At 73.8% G+C, this 21121-nt stretch carries 17 protein-coding genes; 7 read left to right on the top strand and 10 right to left on the bottom strand.

Going from position 1 to position 21121, the window contains the following annotated elements; all coding sequences use genetic code 11:
• Nucleotides 1-17: 17 nt before the first annotated feature.
• Nucleotides 18-1682, bottom strand: a complete 1665-nt coding sequence (locus tag ACIP2X_RS13700; RefSeq protein ID WP_401671644.1) for a DNA alkylation response protein — start codon at nucleotides 1680-1682, stop codon at nucleotides 18-20.
• 75 nt (nucleotides 1683-1757) lie between these two features.
• Here ACIP2X_RS13700 and ACIP2X_RS13695 point away from each other — a divergent pair, with 75 nt between their 5' ends.
• From ACIP2X_RS13695 to ACIP2X_RS13685, 3 genes are all read left to right on the top strand, one after another.
• Nucleotides 1758-2504: a PaaX family transcriptional regulator C-terminal domain-containing protein gene (locus tag ACIP2X_RS13695; protein ID WP_401671642.1), complete on the top strand. Its 747-nt coding sequence runs from the start codon at nucleotides 1758-1760 to the stop codon at nucleotides 2502-2504.
• A gap of 159 nt (nucleotides 2505-2663) precedes the next feature.
• Nucleotides 2664-3215 carry a hypothetical protein gene (locus ACIP2X_RS13690; RefSeq protein WP_401671640.1) on the top strand — a complete coding sequence of 184 codons (552 nt, stop codon included), beginning with the start codon at nucleotides 2664-2666 and terminating at the stop codon, nucleotides 3213-3215.
• Nucleotides 3216-3275: 60 nt separating this feature from the next.
• Nucleotides 3276-7763, top strand: coding sequence for an HAD-IC family P-type ATPase (locus ACIP2X_RS13685; RefSeq protein WP_401671638.1), 4488 nt, complete (start codon nucleotides 3276-3278; stop codon nucleotides 7761-7763).
• A 66-nt stretch (nucleotides 7764-7829) separates the two neighbouring features.
• Here ACIP2X_RS13685 and ACIP2X_RS13680 read toward each other — a convergent pair whose 3' ends face one another.
• Nucleotides 7830-8909, bottom strand: a complete 1080-nt coding sequence (locus ACIP2X_RS13680; RefSeq protein ID WP_401671636.1) for an NADH:flavin oxidoreductase/NADH oxidase — start codon at nucleotides 8907-8909, stop codon at nucleotides 7830-7832.
• Nucleotides 8910-9029: 120 nt separating this feature from the next.
• Between ACIP2X_RS13680 and ACIP2X_RS13675 the strand changes: the two genes are divergently transcribed.
• Nucleotides 9030-9395 (top strand): ArsR/SmtB family transcription factor, encoded by a 366-nt coding sequence (locus ACIP2X_RS13675; RefSeq protein ID WP_401671634.1) that lies wholly within the window; start codon nucleotides 9030-9032, stop codon nucleotides 9393-9395.
• Here the strand turns inward: ACIP2X_RS13675 and ACIP2X_RS13670 are convergent.
• The 3 genes from ACIP2X_RS13670 to ACIP2X_RS13660 form a co-directional block, all read right to left on the bottom strand.
• Complete coding sequence (locus ACIP2X_RS13670; protein ID WP_401671631.1) at nucleotides 9312-10703, bottom strand: nucleobase:cation symporter-2 family protein; 1392 nt, start codon at nucleotides 10701-10703, stop codon at nucleotides 9312-9314. The genes ACIP2X_RS13675 and ACIP2X_RS13670 overlap by 84 nt on opposite strands.
• Nucleotides 10704-10848: 145 nt before the next feature.
• Nucleotides 10849-12189 carry an FAD-dependent oxidoreductase gene (locus ACIP2X_RS13665; RefSeq protein ID WP_401671628.1) on the bottom strand — a complete coding sequence of 447 codons (1341 nt, stop codon included), beginning with the start codon at nucleotides 12187-12189 and terminating at the stop codon, nucleotides 10849-10851.
• Nucleotides 12190-12360: 171 nt separating this feature from the next.
• On the bottom strand, nucleotides 12361-13041 hold the full coding sequence (locus ACIP2X_RS13660) for a DUF305 domain-containing protein (RefSeq protein ID WP_401671626.1): 681 nt from the start codon (nucleotides 13039-13041) through the stop codon (nucleotides 12361-12363).
• Between the two features lie 64 nt (nucleotides 13042-13105).
• Here ACIP2X_RS13660 and ACIP2X_RS13655 point away from each other — a divergent pair, with 64 nt between their 5' ends.
• The gene (locus tag ACIP2X_RS13655) at nucleotides 13106-14608 is read left to right on the top strand and encodes an LVIVD repeat-containing protein (RefSeq protein ID WP_401671624.1); all 1503 of its coding nucleotides are present in this window, start codon (nucleotides 13106-13108) and stop codon (nucleotides 14606-14608) included.
• Here ACIP2X_RS13655 and ACIP2X_RS13650 read toward each other — a convergent pair.
• The 4 genes from ACIP2X_RS13650 to ACIP2X_RS13635 all read right to left on the bottom strand — a co-directional run bounded on the left by ACIP2X_RS13650 (nucleotide 14596) and on the right by ACIP2X_RS13635 (nucleotide 17821).
• Nucleotides 14596-15297 carry a TetR/AcrR family transcriptional regulator gene (locus ACIP2X_RS13650; RefSeq protein WP_401671621.1) on the bottom strand — a complete coding sequence of 234 codons (702 nt, stop codon included), beginning with the start codon at nucleotides 15295-15297 and terminating at the stop codon, nucleotides 14596-14598. The genes ACIP2X_RS13655 and ACIP2X_RS13650 overlap by 13 nt on opposite strands.
• Nucleotides 15298-15446: 149 nt before the next feature.
• Entirely contained in the window at nucleotides 15447-16130 is a 684-nt protein-coding gene (locus ACIP2X_RS13645) for a phosphatase PAP2 family protein (protein ID WP_401671619.1), read from the bottom strand.
• A 131-nt stretch (nucleotides 16131-16261) separates the two neighbouring features.
• Nucleotides 16262-17197 carry a M56 family metallopeptidase gene (locus ACIP2X_RS13640; RefSeq protein WP_401671617.1) on the bottom strand — a complete coding sequence of 312 codons (936 nt, stop codon included), beginning with the start codon at nucleotides 17195-17197 and terminating at the stop codon, nucleotides 16262-16264.
• Between the two features lie 72 nt (nucleotides 17198-17269).
• A complete protein-coding gene (locus tag ACIP2X_RS13635) occupies nucleotides 17270-17821 on the bottom strand; it encodes a DUF5134 domain-containing protein (RefSeq protein ID WP_401671614.1) in 552 nt (183 codons plus the stop codon).
• Nucleotides 17822-18012: 191 nt separating this feature from the next.
• On the opposite strand from ACIP2X_RS13635, the gene ACIP2X_RS13630 reads away from it, so the two are divergent.
• Nucleotides 18013-19719: an FUSC family protein gene (locus tag ACIP2X_RS13630; RefSeq protein WP_401671611.1), complete on the top strand. Its 1707-nt coding sequence runs from the start codon at nucleotides 18013-18015 to the stop codon at nucleotides 19717-19719.
• Nucleotides 19716-20339, top strand: a complete 624-nt coding sequence (locus ACIP2X_RS13625) for a MarR family winged helix-turn-helix transcriptional regulator (RefSeq protein ID WP_401671609.1) — start codon at nucleotides 19716-19718, stop codon at nucleotides 20337-20339. The genes ACIP2X_RS13630 and ACIP2X_RS13625 overlap by 4 nt, the downstream gene beginning before the upstream one ends.
• Nucleotides 20340-20353: 14 nt before the next feature.
• Here ACIP2X_RS13625 and ACIP2X_RS13620 read toward each other — a convergent pair whose 3' ends face one another.
• Nucleotides 20354-21118: a VOC family protein gene (locus ACIP2X_RS13620; RefSeq protein WP_401671607.1), complete on the bottom strand. Its 765-nt coding sequence runs from the start codon at nucleotides 21116-21118 to the stop codon at nucleotides 20354-20356.
• Between the last annotated feature and the right edge of the window lie 3 nt (nucleotides 21119-21121).

Here is a 21121-nt window from a genome sequence, read left to right as displayed (position 1 = left end):
GGACGCCGGTACTCCCCTCACGCCGGATCGGACACCGGCAACCCCCTGTCCAGGATCGCGTCGAGATCCGCCCCCTCGGGCAGGGTGCCGAAGGCATGCCCCCAGTCGCCGCCGAGCCGCGTCGCGCAGAACGCGTCGGCGACCGCGGGTGGCGCGTGCCGGACCAGCAGCGACCCCTGGAGGGTGAGCGCCATCAGCTCCACCAGCCGCCGGGCGCCCGACGGCGAGCCCTGCGCCAGCGTGTCCTTGAGCCGGGTCACCGCGGCGTCCAGCCGGGCGTCCGCCCCGCGTGCCAGGGCCAGTTCGGCGAACAGGGCCTGCGCCGTGCCCGGTTCACGGCTCAACGCGCGCAATACGTCGAGCGCGTTGACGTTCCCCGAGCCCTCCCAGATCGACAGCAGCGGCGCCTCGCGGTAGTGGCGGGGCATGCCCGAGTCCTCCACGTAGCCGTTGCCGCCGAGGCATTCCAGGGCCTCCGCGGTGAACGCCGGGCCCCGCTTGGTGACCCAGTACTTGCCCACGGCGGTGGCGATCCGGCGGAACGCCGCCTCGTCCGTGTCCCCGCGCACCGCCCGGTCGGCCGCCCCCGCCAGCCGCAGGGTGAGCGTCGTGGCCGCCTCGGACTCCAGTGCCAGGTCGGCCAGCACGTTGCGCATCAGCGGCTGGTCGACCAGGCGCGCCCCGAACGCGCTGCGGTGCCGCGCGTGGTGCCCCGCCTCCACCAGCGTCTTGCGCATCAGCGTTGCCGAGGCCATCACGCAGTCCAGCCGGGTGCAGTTGACCATCTCGATGATCGTTTTGACGCCCTGTCCCTCGGGGCCGACCAGCCAGGCGACGGTCCCGTCGAACTCGGGCTCGGACGAGGCGTTCGAGCGGTTGCCGAGCTTGTCCTTCAGACGCTGGATGCGGAAGGTGTTGCGGGCGCCGTCGGGCAGCACGCGCGGCACCAGGAAGCAGGACAGCCCGTCGGGAGCCTGCGCCAGCACCAGGAACACATCGCACATGGGCGCCGACGTGAACCACTTGTGCCCCCGCAGCGTGTACACGCCGGGCTCGGCGGTCGGCGTGGCGACGGTGGTGTTCGTACGGACGTCCGAGCCGCCCTGCTTCTCGGTCATCCCCATGCCGGCCAGCAGTCCGCTCTTGTGCGTGGGCACGCCGAGCTCGGGGTCGTACTCACGGCTCGTCAGCAGCGGCTCGTAGACCTTCGCCAGGTCCGGCTGCCGGCGCAGGGCCGGGACGGCGGCGTACGTCATGGACGTCGGGCAGCCGTGTCCCGCCTCCGTGTGCCCCCACACCAACCCGCCGGCCGTACGGGCGACATGGGCCCCCGTCCGGTCGTCGGCCCACGGCGCGCCCGCCAGGCCCTCGGAGACCGCGACACGCATCAGGTGGTGCCAGCTCGGGTGGAAGTCGACCTCGTCGACCCGGTTGCCGTACCGGTCGTGGGTGCGCAGCACCGGCTCGTGCCGGTTGGCCAGCTCACCCCATTCCTGCGCCTCCTCGCTGCCGGCCTGCCGGCCGAGCCGCCGGATGCCGTCCTCGGCCCACCCGGCGCCCTCGCGCCGCAGCCCTTCCAACAGGGCCTGGTCGTCGGACGCGTCGTACGGGGTCAGGGCGGGGGGCTGGTTGGTGACGACGTGCGTGGCGCCACCGGAGGGACCGTCATGAGTCGAGACCATACGGCGAGTGTTGCACTCATGCTGCGGTCGCAGCAATACTGCAACAGCGAAATCCGGCCCGTACAGTACGACCTCATGCGCATCGACGAGACCGCCCCGCCCGGCGACGCCGCCCTGCGCCCGCTGTCGGCCCGGTCCGTCGTGCTGAGCCTGCTGCTCGGCGCCCATCCGCCGGAGCTCTCGGCGCGCGACCTCGCCCGTGCCGTGGAGCCCTTCGAGGTCGGCGGCTCCACGCTGCGGGCCGCGCTCAGCCGCATGACGGCCGCCGGCGACCTGCTGCGCACCGACACCGGGTACCGGCTGAGCGAGCGGCTCCTGGACCGTCAGCGCCGTCAGGACGACGCCCTGGACCCCCGCACGCGCGCGTGGGACGGCGACTGGGAGATGGCCGTGATCACGGTGACCGGCCGCGGCCCCGCCGAGCGCGCCGACCTGCGCACCCGCCTCGGCGCCCTGCGACTCGCGGAACTCCGTGAGGGAGTCTGGCTCCGTCCGGCCAACCTGCGCCGTCCCCTGCCCGACGACCTGGCCGCCGTGCTCCAGCCCTTCACGAGCCGCCCCGCAGGGCCCGCGCGCGACCTCGTGGCCGTTCTGTGGCCGCTCGGGACGTGGGCCGCCACGGCGCGCGTACTGCTCGGCCACATCGCGCGCGTGGAGCGTCCCGCCGACCGTCTCACCGCCTACGCGGCCGTCGTGCGCCACCTGCTCACCGACCCCGTGCTGCCGCCCGCGCTCCTGCCCGCCGACTGGCCGGGCGCCGCGCTGCGCACCGCCTACGCCGACTACCAGCGTGAGCTGACGGGGGCTGCGCCGCGGGCATGACGTGACGGTGCGCGCCGTGTTCGCGACCCCACCTCGACATCTCCTCGCAAAACCCTGATTCATCCGCTTGTCAGACTTTTCGTCATTCGTACGGATGACGACCGGCATCACGGGAACCCGGCCGGGTGAGACATGGATCTGCCAGGGAGCGTGAGAGTCATGGCACCGCAGAAGACTTCGTCCGAGCTCCCGGCACCGCTGCGCGCACCCGTGACGGCGCTGCGCAAGGTGCCCGGGGCAGGGATGGTGACCAAGGCGGCCGGTGGTGCGCTGGACGCGGTGGGCACCGTGTCGCCGCGCGGTCGCCGTGTCGCCGTGTACACCGGGGCAGGGCTGCTCGGCGTCGCGGGCGTCGTGGAGTGGCCCATCGCCCTCACGGTCGCAGGCGTGGCCTGGCTGACCCAGCCGAAGCCCGGCCACGAGGGCAACGGCGCGGCCACCACGACGGGCGCCGCCTCGAAGACGACCGCCTCGAAGACGGCTGCCTCGAAGACGACCGCCACGAAGACGGCTGCCAAGAAGACGGCTGCGAAGAAGACGGCCGCCAAGAGGACGGCCGCCAGGACGACGTCCTCCGGGTCGTCCACGGCCAGGCGCTCGACGAGCGGCCGTGGGAGCGGGAAGACGACGACCGCCGGCCGGCGCTCGACGTCGGCAAGTAAGCGCACTACGTCCGGCGGCCGGCGCAAGGCGACCACCGGCGGCGGGTAGGCAACGGCGGGCCGGGGCCCCGTCCCCCGGCCCGTCCCGGGTACGAGCAGAGGGCGAGACATGGGGCTTTGGTTGCAGACCGGCTCATCGGCGGCCGTCTCCGACATCGTCATGGCCGGTCCGCGCCTCCTGGCGCGTGGCACCGCCCCCGCGGTCGGGGCCGCCGCCGGTGCCGTGGCCGGGACCGCGCGCGCCGGGGTGCGCGGCGCGGAGGCCATGGTGCGGGTCTCGCGGGTGGCGCGTGCGGCGCTGCCCGGAGGCGGTCGCCACTGGAAGGCCGGCAACCGGGTGCATCTGGCGCTGCGGGCCGCCCCCGACTCCGGACCGGAGGAGTGGGCGGACGGTGCCGCGCCGACGGACTGGGTCGAGGAGACGGACCTGTTCGACGAGGCGGACCGTACGGAACGCGCGCTCCGGGCGAACCAGCACCTGGCGGACCGGGGCCCGGAGCAGGACGAGGCCGGCGAGAAGGGCGCAGCGGGACGCGCCGGCCCTGCCGGTGCCACCGCGCGCGCGGCCCGGCGGATGGCCGAGGAACTCGCCGAGCACCCGGACGTGCTCTGCGCGTACTGGGACGGCGGGCTGGCCCGGCTGGTCGTGGTCGCGTGCGAGAGCGCCCTGACCGACGGGGTGCTGGACCACGCCGACGAGATCGCCGACCGGTACGGACTGGTGCCCGCGGACGTCCCGGTCGAGGAGTTCGCACATCCCGGCGACCCGGGCGAGGTGCGCACCGTGTCCGCGGCGATCGTGGCCGACGCCGCGGGCCTCGTCGTCGCGATCACCGGGTCCATGCTGCACCTGCCGCCCTCGCCCCGGTTCGTGACCGCCGCCGTCACCCTGCTGCGCGAGAACCCCCGCTTCCGTGGCTTCCTGCGGTCCCGGTTCGGCGCCTCCTCCACGGACCTGATCCTGGCGGTCGCCAACGCGGCCGCGCACGGCGTCGGGCAGACCCCGGCCTCCCTCGTGCTGGACGGCGCCCTGCGCTCCCTCCAGCTCGCCGAGGCGCTGGCGCGGGGTGCCGCCTTCGACTCGGTGCACGACCAGGTGGTCGGACCCGGCCGGGACGACGTCGCCGCGCACCGCTTCCCGCGCCCGCCGCTGCGGACCGCGCCGGCGCAGGAGTACGCCATCCACGCGGAGACCGGCAGCCTGGTGGGCGCCGCCGTGACGCTGCTCGTCAAGCACAGCGGCGCCGAAGCTGCCGAGGCGATCCTCGCGGGCTCCCCGAAGGCGGCACGCTACGGCCCCGCCGCCTTCCACGCGGTCCTCGGCTGCGCGCTGGCCCGCACCGGAGTGCTGGTGCGCAACATGGACCGGCTGCGGCAACTGGAGACGGCCGGCACCGTCTTCCTGCATCCGAGCGCCCTGCACAGCGCGGACGGCAGCGCGGACCCGATGGCCGAGGCGGTCCTCGACGCGGCGCGCCGCGCCGGACTGCGCGTCGTGGTGGTCGCCGATCCCGAGCTCGGCGAGTTCGCCGCGCTCGCGGACCACATCGTCCCCGCCGACCGGCCCACCGGCGAGGTGGTGGCCCGGCTGAGGGGCCGTGGCGGCGTCATCACCGTGGCCCGTCCGTCCTCCTCCGACGACACCGACGCGTTGGCCGGCCTGCTCGCCGGGGACGTGGCCGTCGCGCTCGCCGACGCGGACGCGGCCGTCGCCTGGGGCGCGGACCTCGTCGCACCCGGCGGTCTGGGCGACGTGTGGCGGCTTCTCAGCGCGGTGCCCCCGGCCCGCGGGGTCGGGCGGCGTGCGCAGGTCCTGGCCCGGTCCGGCGCCGCCCTGTCCGGACTGCTGGTCGCCGTCGGCGAGTCGGGCAGCGGCACCGGCATCCCGCTGGTCGGTCTGCGGCACGCGCCCGTCGACATCGGTGCCGCCCTCGCGCTGGTGAGCGGCACCCGGGCGGCGATCGGCGTCGCGGTGGCCCGCGCGCCGCACCCCCGGCCCCGGGTGCCCTGGCACGCCCTGAAGGTGAGCGACGTCCGCGCGCGCCTGGAAGGCCGGGCGAAGGAGCAGGCGACGGGCGTCGCGTCGGCCGGCGACGGGGTCCGCAAGGCCGCGCGCACCGTCGTACGCGCCCCCGGCATGGCACCGGTGCGCTGGACGCTCGATCTCGGCCGGGCCGTACGCGGGGAACTCGACGACCCGCTGACACCGGTGCTGGCCGTCGGCTCGGCCGCGTCCGCGATCCTCGGCTCCATGGTGGACGCCCTGCTCGTCGTCGGCGCCCTCGACCTGAACGCACTCGTCGGCGGCGTGCAGCGGCTGCGCGCCGAACGGGCGCTGTCCGGGCTGATCGCCGAGCAGAAGCAGAAGGCCCGCGTCAGCAACGGCGACGCGGGCGGCTCGCACACCGTGGACGCGGGCCGGCTCCATCCCGGCGACGTCATCGAGCTCAAGGGCGACGACGTCGTACCGGCGGACGCGCGCCTGCTGTGGGAGGACGGTCTGGAGGTCGACGAGTCCGCGCTGACCGGCGAGTCCCTGCCCGTGGACAAGCAGACGGAGCCCACGCCGAGGGCCGCCGTCGCCGACCGCCGCTGCATGGTGTTCGAGGGCACGACCGTGGTCGCGGGACAGGCGCGGGCCGTGGTGGTGGAGACGGGCGAGCGGACCGAGGCGGCGCGAGCCGTCCACCTGGCCGCCCGTAAGCCACCGGCCGCGGGTGTGCAGGCCCGGTTGCAGGAACTCACCGCCAAGGCACTGCCGTTGACGATGGCGGGTGGCGCCGCGGTGACCGGCCTGTCGTTGCTGCGCGGCGCTCCCGTCCGGGAGGCCGTCAGCGGTGGCGTGGCGGTCGCGGTGGCCGCCGTTCCCGAGGGCCTGCCGCTGGTGGCAACGGTGGCGCAGCTGGCGGCCGCCCGCCGGCTGAGCCACCGGGGCGTACTCGTACGGGCGCCGCGCACCCTGGAGGCCCTCGGCCGGATGGACACGGTCTGCTTCGACAAGACCGGCACCCTCACCGAGAACAAGCTGCGCCTGGTGCGGGTGGCCGACGCCGACAGCGTGACCCGTACGGTCGAGGAGGCGGGGGACACCGAGACCATGCGGGTCGCCGTACGGGCCTGTCCCCAGCCGGAGGAGGGCCCCGAGAAGCCGGTGCACGCCACCGACGAGGCCGTGCTGGCCGCCGCCCGGCCCGATCCCGCGTGGGTGCAGACCGAGGGCCGGCCGTTCGAGGCGGGCCGCGGCTACGCCGGCGCCGTGGGCCACGAGGGCGACGGCAGGCGGGTGTTCGTGGTCAAGGGCGCGCCCGAGGTGGTGCTGCCGGCCTGCCGTGACGTCCCCGACGAGGCGTACGACCTGGCCCACGACCTCGCCCGGGACGGACTGCGCGTCCTCGCGGTGGCCCAACGCCCGCTGGCCGACGGGGAGAAGGACGAACAGGTCGGTGAAGAGCCCCTGAAGGGGCTGGAGTTCACCGGGCTGCTCGCGCTGGCGGACGTGCCGCGCGAGTCGTCCACGGCGCTGGTGCACGGGCTGCGCGAGGCGGGCGTACGCCCCGTCATGCTGACCGGCGACCACCCGCAGACCGCGCGGGCGATCGCCGTCGAGCTGGGCTGGCCCGAGGACACCGACGTGGTCACCGGCGACGAACTGGCCGCCGCGGACCGCTCCGAGCGGGCCCGGATGCTGCACGACGTGGGTGTGGTCGCCCGGGTGGCGCCCGAGCAGAAGCTCCAGGTCATCGAGGCGCTCATGGACTCCGGCCGGGTGGTCGGCATGGTCGGCGACGGAGCCAACGACGCCGCCGCCATCCGCGCCGCCGACATCGGCGTGGGCATCAGCGCCCGGGGTTCGGCGGCCGCCCGCAACGCCGCCGACCTGGTGCTCACCAACGGCGACATGACGGTGCTCGTCGAGGCGGTCTCCGAGGGCCGCGCGCTGTGGCACAGCGTCGCCGACGCCGTCGCCATCCTGATCGGCGGGAACGCGGGCGAGGTCGGCTTCGGGATCGTCGGCAGCCTCCTCGGCGGGGCGGCGCCGCTGTCGACCCGTCAGATGCTGCTGGTGAACCTGTTCACGGACCTGTTCCCGGCGATGGCGGTGGCGGTCACGCCCCAGAAGGACGTGCGCGAGGAGGCGAGTGCGGGCAGCGGCCCGATGGGCACCTCGCTGCTCGGCACGCCCCTGATGCGGCAGATCCGGCACCGGGCGCTGACCACGTGCCTGGGCGCGGTCACCGCCTGGCTGATCGGCCGCTTCACCCCCGGCACGATCCGCCGCAGCACGACCATGGCCCTGTGCGCGGTCGTCGGTACGCAGCTCGCGCAGACCCTCGCCGACCGCCGCGACAGCCCTCTCGTACGCCTGACCGTCATCGGTTCGGCCGTGGCCCTGGTCGCCGTGGTGCAGACCCCCGGCGTGAGCCAGGCCCTCGGCTGCACGCCGCTCGGCCCGGTCGCCTGGGCGGGCGTCCTGGCGGCCATCGCCCTGGCCGTCGCGGGTCAGCGCGCGCTGCCCCACATCGAGCGGGCGGTCGTGCATCTGGGCGAGGGAGCACCCGACGGCCTCAAGCAGGCGCTGGCCCGCCTGGGCGCCTGAGGCGAGGCACGGGCCAGGCGTGCGGGGGGCGTTCCTCGGTCCGCTCGGCCCTTCCGGGCGCCTCGTTCACACGGACCGGTGGTACTGCTCCGGCACCCGCACCTCGCCCCCCAGCGCCCGCGCGGCGAGCCGCGCCCACGACGGGTTGCGCAGCAGCTCGCGACCCAGCAGGACGGCGTCGGCCTCGCCGTTGGCGATGATCTTCTCCGCCTGTCGGGTCTCCGTGATGAGCCCGACCGCCGCGACGGGGAGGGGCGCCTCGGCCCTGACCCGGGCCGCGAAGGGCACCTGGTAGCCGGGGGCGGCCGGGATGGGGACGCCGGAGGCGTTGCCGCCGGTGGAGACGTCGAGGAGGTCCACGCCGTGGGCCCGCAGATCGCGGGCGAGGCGGACCGTGTCGTCCCCCGTCCAGCCGCCGTCCGCCAGCCACTCCGTCGCCGAGACGCGGAAGAACAGCGGCTTGCCGTCGGGCCACACCTCCCGTACCGCGTCGACGACTTCGAGGGCGAACCGGGTCCGGTTCTCGTAGGAGCCGCCGTACGCGTCGGTGCGGTGGTTGGAGTGCGGTGAGAGGAACTCGTTGATCAGGTAGCCGTGGGCACCGTGGATCTCCACGATCTCGAACCCGGCCGCCAGCGCCCTGCGCGCCCCGTCCGCGAACTGGCCTACGATCTGCTGGATCTGGGGCACCGTCAGCTCGGTCGGCACCGGGTGCCGCTCGTCGAAGGGCAGCGCGCTGGGCGCCAGCGGCTGCCACCCGTGGGCCCCCGGCCCGACCGGAGCGCCGCCCTTCCACGGACGGTCGGTGGAGGCCTTGCGCCCGGCATGGGCGAGCTGGACGGCCGGCACGGTCCCCTGCGCGCGCAGGAACCCCGTGATCCGGCGGAACGCCTCTACCTGGGTGTCGTTCCAGAGCCCGAGGTCCCACGGCGAGATCCGCCCCTCGGGGCTCACCGCGGTCGCCTCCACGACGATCAGCCCCGTACCGCCGGTCGCGCGGGCGGCGTAGTGCGCGAAGTGCCAGTCGTGCGGCACCCCGGCCTCCGGACCCTCCGGCACCGCCGAGTACTGGCACATGGGCGGCATCCACACCCGGTTGGGGATCGTCACATCGCGCAGGGTGAAGGGCTCGAAGAGCACACTCACGGCGGACTCCATTCGTCACGGGACCGGTGGACAGCTCATACGATAACCACCGTAGTACGGTAGGTGTCAAACTATGATGGTTCTCGTACGATGGGGACTCCCGGACGAACTGGAGCCGCCGTGACACCCGCCGCCCCCCTTGCCGGCAGCCGTCTCCTGCCACACCCGGCACGTGAGGACATCCGGCTGGAAGGCGTGCTGCACGCGCTGTCCGACCCGATGCGCCTGCGCATCGTGCGCGAGCTAGCCGCCCACGCCGGGGACGAGCTCTCCTGTTCGCACTTCGACCTGCCGGTCACCAAGTCCACGACCACGCACCACTTCCGGGTGCTGCGCGAGAGCGGGGTGATCCGGCAGGTCTACCGGGGCACGGCCAAGATGAACGGCCTGCGCCAGGACGACCTAGACGCCCTCTTCCCCGGGCTTCTGGACAGCCTGCTCGCCGCCGCCGGCCGGCAGGCCGCCCGGCTCGCCGGCCCTGCCTGAACCACCCTTCGCGGGCAGGTGGTTGAAGAGCAGGTTGAGCAGGATCGCGGTGAGGCAGCCCGCGCTGATCCCGCTGTGCATGACGGTCTGGAACCAGTCCGGGAACCGGTCGTAGATCGCCGGCACCCCGACCGGCAGCACACCCACCGCCACCGAGACGGCCACCACCGTGAGGTTGTGGTTGCCGCGGAAGTCGACCTGGGCCAGCGTCCGCACACCGCTCGCCGCGACGGTCCCGAACATCACCAGTCCCGCTCCGCCGAGCACCGGCTCGGGAATCGCGGCCACCACCGCGCCGAGCTTGGGCAGCAACCCGAGCAGCACCAGCATGCCGCCCGCCGCCGCGACCACCCAGCGGCTGCGCACCCGGGTCATGCCGACCAGGCCCACGTTCTGAGCGTAGGCCGTGTACGGGAAGGTGTTGAAGACACCGCCGAGCACGGTCGACAGTCCGTCGGCGCGCAGCCCGTCCGCCAGCGGGCGCGGCTCGACCCGCCGCCCGGTCATCTCGCCGACCGCGATGAAGTCACCGGTCGTTTCGGTCATGGTGACCAGGGCGACCACCAGCATCGACACGATCGCCGACACCTCGAACACCGGCGCGCCGAAGTGGAACGGCGTGCTGATCCCCAGCCAGTCGGCGTCCTGGACGCCACCGAAGTCCGTGAAGCCGAACGGCACCGCCACCGCCAGCCCCACCGCGATACCGATCAGCACCGCGATCCGGCTCAGGAACGCCGGCGCGAACCGCTGCACGCCCAGCACCACCGCCAGCACGAACGCGGCCAGCGCGAGGTTCTCCGGTGCCCCGAAGTCCTCGGAACCCGCGCCGCCGGCCACCCAGTTGCCCGCCACCGGCAGCAGCGAGACGCCGATGATCAGGATCACCGTGCCGGTGACCAGCGGCGGGAAGAAGCGCAGCAGCCTCCCGAACACGGGCGCCAGCAGCAGTATGGCCAGGCCCGCGACGATCACCGAGCCGTAGATGGCGGGCAGTCCGCCGCCCGTCGTCCCGATCAGCACCATCGGCGACACCGCGGCGAACGTGCACCCCTGCATGATCGGCAGCCGCACGCCGAACCGCCAGAAGCCGACGCACTGGATGAGCGTGGCGACGCCGCACACCAGCAGGTCCGCGGTGATCAGGTACGCCAGATCCGCGGGCGACAGCTTGAGGGCGCCCCCCACGATCAGCGGGACGGCCACCGCGCCCGCGTACATCGCGAGCACGTGCTGCAGCCCGAAGGCGGCCAACTGCCTTACGGGCGGGACCTCGTCGACGGGATGGACGGGGGCGGTCGTTGCCATGGGGACTCCAGAGCGGCGGGCGGGAACGTCCGAACAGCCAGAGACCGTAGGGGGCTTCCACCGTGTGTCGATGTCCGGTGCGTTGCCACGGTGTGTCACGGGCGGCCGGGTGCCGGGACTCCGCCGCCCCGTGGGGCGCGGGCGGTCACGGTGCGCCGCGCGCCGCCGCCCGCAGGGCCTCCCAGCCGGGCAGCTTGACCGTACCGCGCCCGAGCGAGGCGCCGAGCTCCGCCTCGGCCCGCTCGATGGCCCGCCACCCCGACCACTCGACCGGCTCGACCCCCAGCTTCCGCAGCGCCCCCAGCGGGTCGTCCGGGACGTCCTTGCGTACGAGTACGCCGGCGTCCTCGACCAGCGACAGCACCGTCTCCTTGGCGCACGGCCGGTTGGTGCCGATGACACCCGTGGGGCCGCGCTTGATCCAGCCCGCCACGTACTCACCCGGCGCGACGACACCGCCGCGCACCACCCGCCCGGCCAGATGCGGCACGGTGCCGGTCGCCGGGTCGAACGGCAGCCCGTCCAGCGGCACCCCGCGGTATCCCACCGATCGCAGCACCAGCTGGGCCTCGACGTCCTCGTACCGGCCCGTCCCCCTCACCCCGCCCCGCCCGTCCGGCAGCGTCCGCTCGAACCGCACCGCGCCCACCCGCCCGCCGTCCTCCAGCAGCTCCACCGGGCGCAGGAAGAACCGCAGCCGGATCCGGCGTGGCAGCGCCTTCGCCGGCCCGGCGGCCCAGCCGCGCAGCACCTCCACGTTGCGGCGCTGTGCGGCGGGCAGCGCGGACGGGTCGACGTACGCCGGATCCAGTGCCAACTCGTCGGGGTCCACGTCCACTTCGGCGTCCGGCAGCGCGCCCAGCTCGCGCAGCTCCTTGGTGGTGAACCGGGCCTGCGAGGGGCCGCGGCGCCCCACCATGTGGACGATGCCCACCTGGCTCGCCACCAGCGCGGTCAGCGCCGCCTGCGGCATGTCGGTGGGGCTCAGCTCGGCCGCCGCGCGCGCCAGGATCCGGGTGACGTCCACGGCGACGTTCCCCACGCCGATCACCACGACCGAACGGGCGCCGAGCACGAAACCGTCGGCCAGGGCGTCCGGATGGGCGCTGTACCAGGACACGAACTCGGTCGCGGAGAAGCTGCCCGGCAGGTCCTCGCCCGGGATGCCGAGGTGGCGGTCGGTGGCGGCACCCACGCAGTACACCACCGCGTGGTACATCTCCCGCAGCCGGACGGCCGCCACCCCGCCCGCGCCGATCTGCACACCGCCGAGGAAGCGCACCCGCTCGTGCTCCAGGACCGCCCGCAGGTTGTTCTGCAGCGACTTGATCTTCTCGTGGTCGGGTGCCACGCCGTACCGCACCAGTCCGTACGGGCAGGGCAGCCGGTCCAGCACGTCGACGAGCACGCTGGGATCCTGCTGGACGAGCGTCTGGGCGCAGTAGACCCCGCTCGGTCCGGAGCCGACGACGGCGACACGCAGCACGGCGGAACTCCTTCGTCCGGTGGGTCACCGGTGGATCGCCGGTGCAGCACAGGAGATCGCTGATGGCTCCAGCATCGCACCGGCCCGGCCCCACTGACAGGGTCCCGTACGCAACGGGCCGCGTGTCCGTCCGAATGGAGGGCGACCGGGACCGGCCCGGTCGCCGGCCCCTCACAACATCGTGCGCATCCGGGTGATCTCGCTGGTCTGCTGGGCGATCACGTCGTCGGCGAGTTCCTCGATCCGGACGTTGTTGCCCTGGGCCTTGACCTCGGCGGCCATCGTCACCGCACCCTCGTGGTGAGTGATCATCAGCGTGAGGAAGAGCCGGTCGAACGCCTCGCCCCGCGCCGCCCGCAGCTCGGCCAGCTGCGCCTCGGTCGCCATACCGGGCATCGCCGCATGGTCGTGACCGCCGCCCCGCTCGCTCTTGCCGTGCTCCTTGAGCCAGCTGCGCATGACGTCGATCTCCGGGCGCTGTCCCGCGTCGATGCGCTCCGCCACCTTGCGCACCTGCGAGGACCGGGCGCGGTCCGCCGCGAGGCCGGTCATCTCCAGTGCCTGGGTGTGATGCTCGATCATCATCCGCGCGTAGTCGGCGTCGGCGGAGTTCGGGGAGTCGTCGTCGGCACGCTGTTGCGCCGCGTCCTCGGCCGACAGGGTCCGGTTCGCCTCGCCGGGCTTGCCGGGCACGATCACCGACGCCCCGCCTGCCCCCTTGGGTTCGGTGTCCGCATCGGAGTCACAGGCCGTCAGGGCGAGCACGGCCAGCGCGGTCAGCGGTACGACGGAACGGAGCGCCCGGACGAAAACCTGCGGCACATCTCGCTTTCCCTCTTTTGATCTGTGCATGGTGAAGACGATACTGCGGAGATCCGTAACCCGTTCCCTCGTGAACGGAAACTGGGAGGACGCAGTGATCCTGTCGAACGATCCCCGAACGCGGCGCAGACGCCTGGGCGTTGCCGCTGCCGCTGCCGGACTGCTGGCCGCGTTGCTGACGGCGCAGCCGGCGGGCGCGACCCCCGACCCCGGGGACGGCCCCCCGGCCGCCAAGGAGGTCTCCAACAGCGCCCGGGCCGAGGTGCGCGACGCGCTGGAATCCGGCGACATCCCCGGCGTGGACGAGATCGTCCACTCCCGCAACATCGAGCACCTCACCAACATCCCGAAGGACGTGCTGCCCAACACCAACTCGGACCTGGCCTTCCAGGGTCGCTACGCCTTCGCCGGCAACTACGACGGATTCCGCATCTTCGACATCAGCAACCCGAGGGCGCCCCGCACCGTCGCCCAGGTGCTGTGCCCCGGCTCGCAGAACGACATCTCCGTCTCCGGCGACCTGCTGTTCCTGTCCACCGACTCCTCGCGCAGCGACAGCAGTTGCAACAGCACCACCCAGCCGGTGACCGAGAAGTCCTCCTGGGAGGGCATGAAGATCTTCGACATCAGCGACAAGCGCAACCCGCGTTACGTCGCCGCCGTCGAGACCGCCTGCGGCTCGCACACCCACACGCTGGTCCCCGAGCGGCGCGACGTCTACGTCTACGTCTCCTCGTACTCCCCGAACGCCGCCTACCCGGACTGCCAGCCGCCGCACGACGGCATATCGGTCATCAAGGTGCCGCGTCACGCCCCCCAGAAGGCGGCGGTCGTGGGCTTCCCGGTGCTCTTCCCGGGTGAGGGTCCCGACGGCGGTGGCAACCCCGGCGGACCCGTCAACCCGGGCGTCTCCAAGACCACCGGCTGCCACGACATCACCGTGCTGCCCTCCAAGGACCTGGCGGCCGGCGCCTGCATGGGTGACGGCATCCTGTTCTCCATCAAGGACCCGGAGCGCCCGAAGGTCATCGACCGCGTCCAGGACAACGTCAACTTCGCGTTCTGGCACTCGGCGACCTTCAACCAGGGAGCCAACAAGGTCATCTTCACCGACGAGCTGGGCGGCGGCGGCGCCGCCACCTGCAACGCGGAGATCGGCCCCAACCGGGGCGCCGACGGCATCTACGACGTCGTCGGCAAGGGCGACCGGCGCAAGCTCGTCTTCCGCAGCTACTACAAGATCCCCCGGCACCAGGCGGACACCGAGAACTGCGTCGCCCACAACGGCTCGCTGATCCCCGTCCGGGGCCGGGACATCATGGTCCAGGCCTGGTACCAGGGCGGCGTCTCGGTCTGGGACTTCACCGACTCGTCCCGCCCCAGGGAGATCGCCTACTTCGAGCGCGGCCCGCTCAGTACCGAGCAGCTCACGGGCGGCGGTTCCTGGTCGGCGTACTACTACAACGGCTACATCTACTCGAACGACATGGCGAAGGGCTTCGACGTCCTGAAGCTCGACGACCGGCGCACCGATCCGGCGCGATGGGTCAGGTTGAGTGAGCTCAACGTGCAGACCCAGCCGGACTACTTCGACTGACCGTCGGCGGGCGGCACGGCGGCACCCGCCGCGTCGCCCGCTCCGGTCGCGAAGAAGCGCGACACATCCACGTCGCAACTCCCGCCGGGCTCCTCGGTGTCCGGCGGGAGCCCCTGCTCGCGGTCGAGGCCGTAGCGCCGGAACAGCTCGGCGCGCAGGGGTGCGAGCGGCATGCCGACGTTCGGCAGCACCATCGCGTAGACCGCGCCCATCAGCGACGCGCGCAGCATCGGATAGTCGGTGGCGGTGTCGCACGAACCGTGCCGGGCGACGGTGTCCCGCAGCAGTTCGGCGAGGCGCTGCTGCTCGGGGCACTGCACGAAGCCCTCGGTGTCCAGCAGCCCCGCCATGTGCTGGCGCATCAGCACGGTCCGGTCCCGGGCCAGCCCCAGGACCGCGTCGATGGCCCGCGCCATCCGCTCCCGGCCGTCCTCCGTGCGCGGCTCGCGCTCCAGCGCCTCCTCCAGGGTGCGGTGCATCAGCCGGTGCACGGCGGACTGCACCAGCTGGCGCTTGCCGGGGAAGTAGTACGACACCAGCCCGCGCGCCGATCCGGCCCGGTCCGCGATGTCGGCGAGGGTCGTCGCGTCGTAGCCGCGCTCGCTCACCAGCTCGACCGCCGCCTGCAGGAGCCTTTCCCGGGAACGCCGCCGCAACTCTTCATTGACCGAGGCGCTACGGGGGGTCATGCTGTAACTCCTGCGTTGACTGGCTGCCAGCCAACTATACTCAGAGCGTCCGGACCGGGCCCTTTCGTGCACGGTTCGGCGGTGCCGTCCTGCCCCGGGCGACGCGGGGGATCGTCCGGGGTGGGCGGCGTTTCTTCAGCGGCGTGTCCTCACCGGTTCCCCGCGGGGTGCCGTCGCTCGTGGACGGTCACCGCCACCGCCACCACCATCGCCCCGAGCAGCCAGCCGGCCACCACGTCCGTCAGCCAGTGCACGCCGAGCCAGACGCGCGTGAGTCCGACGCCGATCACGGAGACCCCGGTCACGGCGAGGGCGGCGCGGACCAGGGTGTGGCCGGCGCCGTGGTGGCGCAGGAGCCACAGCAGCAGGCCCAGGACCACGGTGGCCGTCATGGCGTGGCCGGACGGATAGGCCGCGTAGTGTGCCGAGTCGACGGGGTCGGGCCACTCGGGCCGCTCACGCCCGACCGCGGCCTTCATGGCCTGCTGCACCCCGGTGGTGACCGCGACGGTGACCACCAGCCACAGCGCCGTCCACCACGCCGAGCGGCGCAGCACCAGCCACAGCACGACCGCCGCACAGAGCAGGCGCATGGTCAACGGGTCCCAGACCCAGTCCGTGAGGATCCGGAACGCCCGCGTGAGCCCGGACTCCTCGACGGCCCAGTCGTGGGTGGTCCGGGCGACCACGCGGTCCAAGGTCATCAGAGGTCCCCAGTCGGCGACGACCAGGACGAGGAGCAGCAGCGAACTCAGAGCCGAGGCGATCGCGGCACGGACGGCCGTGGAGGGCTCGGACGTTCGGGGCGGGGTGTCGACGGACTGGCTGTGCATGGTGAGATCTTTACCAACTCTTGGGGCGCGAGGCCACCGTCCGAGGGTTCCGGGACACAAGAAGGCCTGATATCGGCCCAGGTTTGCCGCGTGCCCCCGCGGGCGCCGCGCCAACCGCGTGCCACCCGTCGCTACCCCAGTGCCCGCAGACCGGGAACGAACGCCACCAGCACCGGCACCACGGGCACCAGGGCGGCCGTCGCGGTCAGGCGCAGCCTGCGGGCCGCGGTGAGGCGGGCCGGGGGAGTGAGCAGGCGGTGCACCCGCTGCGGCACGTGCCCGTGCGGGGCCGGGCCGGGACCGAACACGCCGCGGTCCTCGTTCAGTTCGACGAGCGCGAGCGCGGTGGTCAGCCGGCCGAAGCGGCGCGAGGCCACGTCGTCCGCGGCGAGTTCGACCAGCCGGTGCATCTCGTCACGGAACGCGGCGAACACCGGCACCTGCGGGAATCCGCCCGCCAGCGCCGCGGAGCAGTGCAGCAGCCAGTCGTGCCGGGCCCGCGCGTGCCCCTGCTCGTGCGCGAGGACGGCGTCCAGCTGCCGCCCCTTGAGCCGGCGCAGCGCCGAGGTGGTGACGACGAGCCGGGGCGGCGTACCGGGCAGCCACCAGGCGTCCGGCCGCTCACCCTCCAGGACGACGAGCCGCCCGTCGGCCGGTTCCTCGCCGGGCAGCAGCGGCGCCCGGACCAGCAGCTCCGCCCGCCGCAGCCGACGCAGCGCCCGCGCCCGCAGGACCTCCCGCACCAGCATCGCCGCGCTCCACACCCCGCCGCAGGCGAGCGCCGTCGCGGTCGCCGCCGCCCAGGGAACCGCCACGCCCAGTGCGTACGCCTCGACTACCGCGCGCGGCGCCGGCGCGAACACATGGCCCCGCACCGCGTGCCAGGCCGCCGCCGCGCTGAGCGTCATCGACAGGGCGCAGCACAGCAGGACGCCCGCCACCACGCACTGCCACACCCACAGGGCCACCACGGGCTCGCGGTCCGGCCAGTCGGCCCGGGCGAGCAGCCGCGGAGCAAGGACGGCGGTCAGGGCGCCGAGCAGCAGCAGTGCGGCGGGGACCATCATGGGGCCACCCTATGAGCGGCGGGCTTCCCAGAGGCATGACTGATCGCCCAAGTGACGCAGGACACGTTTCGGTCACAGGGTGATGAGCATGGCGACCATCGCGATCCCCATGGACAGGCGGCAGGCCTGCGCCAGTTCGGGCCGGTCACCCCATCCGGTGGGGCCGGTGCCGCCCGCCACGGCCGGCACCGGGATCAGCCGGGCTCCGGTCAGCAGGACGTACCCGGCGAAGTACAGCAGGAGCACGCCGGTGACCAGGGGAAGGCCGGAGCCGTGGGCGTGGCCGGGTGCGGCTGCGGGCGAGACGGCCATGGCCCACGCCATGTAGACCATCGCCGCGGCGCCCACGAGGTGGTGCAGATGGTGCCTGCCGGTGCGCGCCACCCACAGGGCGCGCAGGGCCGCCGCCCCGAAGACGGCCGCGAACACGGGCCACGCCCACTGCGGTGGGCTGTACACCGCCGCCGGTACGGCCATCGCCGCCATCCCGAATCCCATCAGCGCCTCGTCGCCCGCGGTGCGGCGCTGCTCCTCGACACCGCTGCGCAGGCGCAGCAGACAGTAGGCCCCGGTCGCCGCGCACAGCGCGACCAGCAGCCAGCCCGACGCGGCCGGTCCGTGCACACGCACCTCCCCGCTCGACGGTCGGTCAAGGGTCGCTCGATGGATAGATGTGCCCGTTTCGTGCGGCGCGCACGCGAGCGCAAGGGGGTATGCGGGGGCGTTCGGCGGAGCGCATTCACTCCGACGTGGGGCTTCGCCGGGATGCCCCGGAGCAAATGTTTTACAAGTAAAACACCTGTTAATCTTTTGGGATGAGCAGTGCACCCCCCACCTCTCCGCCCGCACCCACGCGTCGGCCGCCACGGCCGAGCCGGCTCCCGCTCACCGGTGTGCTCCGCGTCGGCCGGCCGTCCGACATCTGGTTCAAACCGGCGCTGAGCGTGGTGGCCGCGCTCGCCCCGCCGAACCTGACCCTGCTCGCCCTGGACCGCCTCGACCTGGCCATGTACACGATGGCCGGATCGCTGTGCGCCCTGTACGCCCACAACCGTCCCTACGCCGTCCGGGCCCGCGTACTGGCCTGGGTCGTGCTCGGCATGCTCGGCGGGCTCGCCGTCGCGCTGGTCACGGCGTCGCTCACCACTGATGCCGTTGTCCTGGTCACCGTCGGCGCCGTCCTGGCCGCCGCGCAGAAGGCACTGTGCGACGCCACCCGGATCGGCCCGCCCGGGAACGTCGTGCTGACCTTCGTCAGCTCGGCCGCGCTCTTCGCCCCGCAGTCCCTCCACCAGGTGCCCGGACATCTGGCGCTGGGCCTCGGCGCCGGGGTGTGTGCCTGGCTCGTCGCCATGGCGCCCGGACCGGCCCGCCCGCACGGCCCCGAGCGCCGCGCCACCGCGCAGGCACTGAACGCCGCCGCCGCGTACGCCGCGACGCGCGGCACGGGGGACGGGCACGACCGGGCCCGGGCCGCCGCGGCCGCCGCGGTGCAGGCCGCCTGGCAGACGCTGCTGTCCACCGGTGCCCGCCCGGCCGACCGCTCGCGGACCCGGCGTGCGCTGCGTGCCCTCGTGATCCGCGCCGAGGTCGCCCTCGCCGCGCCCGCCGACACCGACCCGGCCCGCCTGCGTGCCTGGGCCCGCGACCTGCGCGGCACCCGGCCGGTGCCGTACGTCGGTGACCTGGACGATGGCGAAGGGCTCGGCGTGGACCCGGAGCTCGCGGCACCGCCCCGGCCGTGGCGAAGCGTCGTCGCCTCCCTCGGCCCGATCGCCGCCCGCACCGCCCTGGGGTGCGCTCTGGCCGGGTACGCCTCCCTGGCCCTCGGGATCGGCCGCCCGTACTGGGCGCTCGTCACCGCGGCCGCTCTCCACCAGGCCAACCTCACCCTCACCTGGAGCCGGTGCGTCCAGCGCGTCGTCGGCAACCTCGCCGGGGTGCTGGTCTTCGCCGCCCTGACGCCGCTCGCCCACCTCGGGCAGGCGGCGCCGGTGGTGTGCTGCCTCGCGTGCAGTTTCGGCGCGGAAGCGCTGATCAGCCGCAACTACTGGCTCGGCAGTGTCTGCGTGACCCCGATGGCGCTGCTCATCACCGAGTTCACCGGCTTTCAGGACCCGGGTGCGCTGATCACCGAGCGCGTCGTGGACACCCTGGTCGGCGCGCTGGTCGGCCTCGCCGCCGCGATCGCCGTCACCGACCGGGGCGCGGGCGCCCGTCTGGAGCACGCCCTCGCCGCCGCCGAGCAGGCCCGCGGGGACACCGCCCGCCTGCTCGCCACCGTGCCGCGGCCGCCCCGGGCCTCGCTGGACGCCGCCCGCCGGGGGCTCGTCGCCGCCCTCGTCGACCTGCGCGCCACCGCGGACGCCGCGTCCGGCGAGTGGCGGCAGCGGGCCCTGCCCCAGGAGCGGGTCGTCCACGCCGAGCAGGCAGGACACCGTACGCTCGCGGCGATGGTACGACGCCAGGGGCTGCTCCTGGACGCGGACGCGCGCGGGACGACGGAGGACGCACAGCCATGACGGGGACCAACGGGCCGGGCACCGACGGGGGAGACGCGGCGGCCCCCGAGGAGCCGCGCGACACCGCGGGCTCACACCGCACCGACGCCCCCGGTGACCTGGCCGGTGGGACCGGGCGTCGTGACACCGTCGCGGCCGTCGTGCGCCAGTGGCGGACCGTGCACCCAGAGCTCGACACCGGCCCCATGGAGATCATCGGCCGGGTGAACCGCTGTGCCGCTCTGCTCCAGCAGGCCGAGGACGCCCCGCTGCGGCGGGCCGGGCTCAGCCGGCCGGAGTTCGATCTGCTGGCCGCGCTGCGCCGCACCGGGCATGAACTGACCCCCAGCGAACTGGCCCGCGAGACCTTCTCCTCCGGCGCCGCCGTCACCAAACGCCTCAAGCAGCTCACCGAACGCGCCCTCGTCGAGCGACGGGGCGACGACCGTGACCGCCGGGTCGCCCACGTCCGCCTCACCGAGGCCGGGCGCGACCTCGTGGACGCCGTCCTGCCCGAGCAGCTCGCCTACGAAGGCGCCGTGCTGTCCGGCCTCGACGAGCCGCGGCAGGGCGAACTCGCCGCCCTGCTGGGAGAGTTGCTCGGTCAGCTGGAGGGGCGACTGGGCGCCTTGCGAGGCTGATCCCCGCCGTCCGCTCAGCCCACGTCCCCCGCGCGGTAGACGCCGAAGACCGCCCCCTGCGGATCGCGCAGCACCGCGATCCGGGGGCCGTCCGGCACGGAGGTGGGCTCCATCAGCGCCGTGCCGCCGGCCCCGGTCGCCGTCGCGGTGGCGGCGTCGACGTCGGCCACCGCGAAGTACGGCAGCCAGTGCGGCGGCACCTCGTGCGGGAACTTGTCGTCCATGGTCATCATGCCGCCGAAGTCCTGACCGGCGAGGCCCCACTGGGTGTAGCGCTCGGAGGCGTTCACGGTCCACCCGAAGACGGTCGTGTAGAAGTCGCGCGCGCGTGCCGGTTCCCGGGTGAGCAGCTCCACCCAGCCGAGCGCGCCGGGCGCGTTGAAGACCCCGGCGCCCTCGAAGGCCCGGGGCTGCCACAGCGTGAAGACCGCGCCGGACGCGTCGGCGGCCACCGCGAAGCGGCCCATGTCGAACACGTCCATCGGACTCATCAGTACCGAACCGCCGGCCGCCGTCACCTCGCGCGCGCTCTCGTCGGCGTCCCGGACCGCGAACGACACGGACCACGCCACCGCCTGCCCCTCCTGGTACAGCGGCGTGAGCGCGGCCACCGGCGCGTCCCCCAGGTGCGCCACGGTGTAGCCGCCGGCCTCCTGACGCGGGTCCGTCTCGGAGCGCCAGCCGAACAGCTGGGCGTAGAACCGCTTGGCGTCCGCCGTGTCGTTCGTGCCCAGCTCGACCCAGCAGGGGCCGCCGACCACCGGCTTGTGGAGCTTCATCCG

The organism is Streptomyces sp. NPDC089424, assembly GCF_044749345.1.
Lineage (GTDB): Bacteria > Actinomycetota > Actinomycetes > Streptomycetales > Streptomycetaceae > Streptomyces.
This window is presented reverse-complemented; position numbering and strand designations above follow the sequence as displayed.